We start from the raw sequence: 4,247 nt of genomic DNA on the forward strand, positions 1-4,247 counted from the left end.
CAACCAGTGGATCACGTTCATTTAGCTTGCGATGGCGGTCATCAAGACCGAAAAAACTCGGCTACATTTGACAATAACCTTTACTAGTGAGCGTTTAGACTATTTTACCGGAAAATAGTGAATTTTTAGAGGTGCCCATCAACTTTGCCCCCCCCTGAGCGGCCATCCAGGCTTTATTATCATGGGTATCCTGGAAATCATTGGTTCCCAACATCAACAGACCCCACTTTAGTGGTGAGCGTAATTCTGTCACCTGGATCAGGCCATCAACGCCGTTCCGCCCCACCCTGAACGTATTGTCCCACAGTGTTTTACGACCATTCAGGTAGTTTCTATCACTCACACATCACGGTACTTTTCATTTAGGCTTCGCTCAAGCACACCAGGCGAACGCAAGTAAAAAGCCATAGGTTTCCTGACGTTTGAAACAACATCTAAGGAAACTCTATTAGATTAAACCGATATATTTTCCATTTTTTACATAATAGGAATTCAGCTTGCTCCCCGTATTAGAGGCATTGAACGACTAGATTTATATGAAAATCAATCAGTTAGTCACTATAAAAATTACGGTTATCTTATCAGGCCTACGAGCAATATAAGGTGGTCAAAAATTGAATCATATTGAGATGAAATATTACGTCTTATCATCACTATTTTGTCGGGTAAAGCAAGTGCCTCCAAAATATTTCGGCGGCTTAATTTTTGCTCTAAGAATACTTTGTATGCTGCGCTGAAGGAGTTTGGCCGTATTGTGAAAACTAATTTTGTACTCGAATATATTGATAATTTAGAGTGTCGACAGCGTATCCAAAAGCAGCTCAACATTGGCGAATAAGCTAACAGTTTCTTCAAGGTAGTTTTTTAGGCCAGGAGTCAAAGGTTACGTATCAATAGAACCTGAGACGAAGAGTGCTATCTTCTGAGCACACAGCTGATATAGAACAGCGTAGTCTTGTGGAACTAACTGTGTGTCACCAATTTGTTCTCGCAATTACCTCCTGGGAAAGAATGAAATGCTGTTATTCTACAAATTCGGTTGGGCAAATGTTAGCTTGGAGGCATGTTAATTTTTCGAGAGAATTCGATTTTCAAAAGAAGAAAAGTTCTCCAATCACATTGGCTATCCCATTCTTGGAGAAATTAGAGCTAAATCCGGATTGAGCTGAGCCTTGTCTAAGAAGCGGTAGTACCTTGTTTTTTGCAAGTTAAAATTACTCTCACTAATGCAGAGTTCATCTAGCATCGCTTACTGATCAAATTACGATCATCAATTTGAGGGAGAAGGGGCATCGTGAGGGCTGAAGATAGAGGGGGAACTATATCTTTTTGGCAATCTTAAGGGAGTCAATCAGGATACCCAAGCTTTCATGGGGGGCAACATTCAGGACCGCACAATATTATACGAATCCAATGATCTCGCCCCTTATTCCGTTCCTGTTCGACCTTGCAGATGATCGAACGGTGATGGCCGAGCATCCCAGTCGCCGCACGGAGATAGAAAGCTCCCGTTCTTCGCTCTTTTGCTTGAGCCATTTTCAGAGTTTTCAACATCAGGTGTATAGGGGACGTTTGATGCTCTCTTGCACTCGATTGACGCTGAGCTGTTTACCTGCCATTAAGACCAGCTGATGGTGCTCCTGGTAGAGCGCTCCAACCAACCGGAAAAGGAGATGCCGGCTTTGTTGTGAAGAATACCGATTTGACGCAGGCCGTCATCGTCGATTGCATGCTTAAAGAGAAGAGAGTAGAGCCCCCAATAATATAGAGCAGCTGTACACCTTCAGCGGTGTTGGCAGGGACAAGCGGGGCTGCAGCCGCTGCCAAGCACGGTGGAGACCTATTGATGGCTCCATGAATCTGTAAATTGAGGCTCTACTACTACCCTAGGGCATTAAAACCGCAATGGAATGAGAAGGCAAACCCGAGCGGTATTGGCGATTCAAGAAAGTCTTCAGTATCTTCACATAGTGGCTATGCGCCAAAGGGGAAAAACGCCCATTGTGATGCTGAAAGTATTGAGGGGCAAGCAGAATTGGCAGCCATAGCCTTGCGCCGCTAGAAGAGGAGGTTCCGTAGAGGTTCTGGAAGCTTTCGTCAATCCCCCAGAGTGGACGATCCGCAAAATATCGTTCGTCTTTCTCGACACCAAGATTTTTCCTCCTCTTGAGGTCTTGCTAGGTTGCTTCTATATATTTCCTCGACCAGCTTGAGAGCGAGCTTTAATGAAATTTTGGAACAACTATGATCATAATTATGGAGCTTATATACGAAAAGATCATGTATCCTAACCCCGTGCTTTTATCCTTATGATTGATTGACGAGGTATATGTTAGCCTAATTACCAGAAGACTATATGTAGTTAAAAAATATATCACGATCATTGAAAAACACTACTATAAAGGGAAAGCCATCCTTTAGATTGGGGTTAAGACTCGAGACAAATAGATGATTGCACACACCCACTTACACGTCAGTGATTACTCCAGATCTAAGGCGTTCTACGTACAAACTCTGGCTCCTCTAGGCTATAAAGTCAGTATTGAGGTCGTTGTAGCTGCAGGGTTCTTCGATGTAAAAAATACTGATTTTTGGGTTTTATAAAGAAGACATAGTGCCGCACCATCTAACCTTTGAGGTCAAGACTTGTAAAGAGGTGCAAGCCTTTTCTAGAGCTGCGCTAGAAGCAGGTGCCATCGATAAGGGAGGTCCAGATTATCGTGAAAACTATTGGGAAGGATATTATGCTACATTTAGCATAGATCCTGATGACCACAATATCGAGGCGGCCTATTGGGACTACAATAAAGCAGGGAAGCAAAAGCCAGAGTAATAGTTCATGGTACAAACAATAACAGTATCACTGGAATAAAATTAATGAATTCACTAAAATTTAGTTGTGTAGCACCAGCAAATTAATTTTTTGACATTTTATCCGATAATCCACCTAAGATTATCGCGAGCCACAACTTTATTAACTTAAGCTATTTTTTGGAAAATGATCACCAATATTGATCATGCGTAATCGTAAAAAAGTGAGTTTTTGAGATTAATGATTTGTTTTGACAGACATACGCCACCATAGAAGTAACAGGTGAAAAAACTACAGATCCCAACAACCGCAAAAACCAGCCTTAAAAATTCAAAAATAGAATTTTTAAGCTTCATTATCACCATATGTCTGATAATAGCTTCTTGCTCCCAAAAAATTTCCAGTCTTATATCAACCTCTGAAAGCTTCCCTCACGAAGATACAATCACAGTCGAAGAAATCAAAAACCTGGAATTTAAAAAATCTAACTACTGCCAAGAAGAAACTGATATTTGCATATGCTATTATTATGGCAAGCCTTTGGAAGATGAAGAGATTCAATATTCTTCAGAGTTTAATATACGCGGAATTGAAAGCATTGTTAATCTTAAACTAACGCGAGACTCTTTAGAAAAAAAGCACTCTGGAACCGTAATTTTGATACATGGATTTCGTGCCTCCAAAGAATTTATGCTGAATTCAGCGTTATATTTTCGATTTTTGGGATTTGAGGTTGTTGTTCCCGATTTGCTCGGGCATGGAGAATCGAGCGAGGGGAAAAAATATGGCGTAGATGACAGCAAATTCATCAATGGCCTTATCGACAATCTAATTTCCAAAGGAATTATTACAGATAAAAACATCTATCTTGTGGGGAACTCCATGGGAGGGTTAACTGCCGCACGTATCTCTTCCTTGAGGGAAGATATACGTGGAATTATTTTATTAGCCCCGATTCTCTCATTCGACAAAGCAATGTACAATTATTTCAAAGCTACTCACCCACTGCTTAGCAAAATCATCCCCCAAAAAGACATTTATAAGGGGGCAAGCCTAGCTCTAGAGGAAGCTGATATTAAACTCGATGATACACATATAAAGCCATTACTTACCGCATCGAATACACCAATACTTATATTTTCCTCTACTGCAGACTTAATTGCTCCCCATAAAGATTTCGAGGATCTAAATCGTGAAAATATAAAAGTCGTAGCTCTTAAGGGTAGAAATCATCCCAGCATGTCCTTAATAGGGATAAACGAACATGAGGTGCTTTCTAGGTGGCTGGTAGAAATCGAAAGCAGATAACTGCTATATGGGCATCTCTATAAATTCGGAGATAAATTTACGAATTATTGGAGTGCTATTTTATGGTTGAGTTTTAGTTGTAAAACTGAGCTTATTCGATAAATATTGATAGTTAGTGTGTTTTATA

Annotated in this window: 3 protein-coding genes and 1 pseudogene; 3 read left to right on the top strand and 1 reads right to left on the bottom strand. The window is 40.6% G+C overall.

The features are described from left to right. Positions 1–94: 94 nt before the first annotated feature. Positions 95–343, bottom strand: coding sequence for an SGNH/GDSL hydrolase family protein (locus ACCI49_RS23785; protein WP_371841733.1), 249 nt, complete (start codon positions 341–343; stop codon positions 95–97). Positions 344–517: 174 nt separating this feature from the next. Here ACCI49_RS23785 and ACCI49_RS23790 point away from each other — a divergent pair. The 3 genes and pseudogenes from ACCI49_RS23790 to ACCI49_RS23800 all read left to right on the top strand — a co-directional run bounded on the left by ACCI49_RS23790 (position 518) and on the right by ACCI49_RS23800 (position 4,120). Beyond that, a pseudogene (locus ACCI49_RS23790) lies at positions 518–838 on the top strand (Tn3 family transposase). 1,776 nt (positions 839–2,614) lie between these two features. Further along, complete coding sequence (locus ACCI49_RS23795) at positions 2,615–2,833, top strand: VOC family protein (protein ID WP_371841734.1); 219 nt, start codon at positions 2,615–2,617, stop codon at positions 2,831–2,833. 261 nt (positions 2,834–3,094) lie between these two features. Further along, a complete protein-coding gene (locus ACCI49_RS23800; RefSeq protein ID WP_371841735.1) occupies positions 3,095–4,120 on the top strand; it encodes an alpha/beta hydrolase in 1,026 nt (341 codons plus the stop codon). Positions 4,121–4,247 lie beyond the last annotated feature (127 nt).

Origin of the sequence: Microbulbifer epialgicus (assembly GCF_041447265.1) — a bacterium.
GTDB lineage: Bacteria > Pseudomonadota > Gammaproteobacteria > Pseudomonadales > Cellvibrionaceae > Microbulbifer > Microbulbifer epialgicus.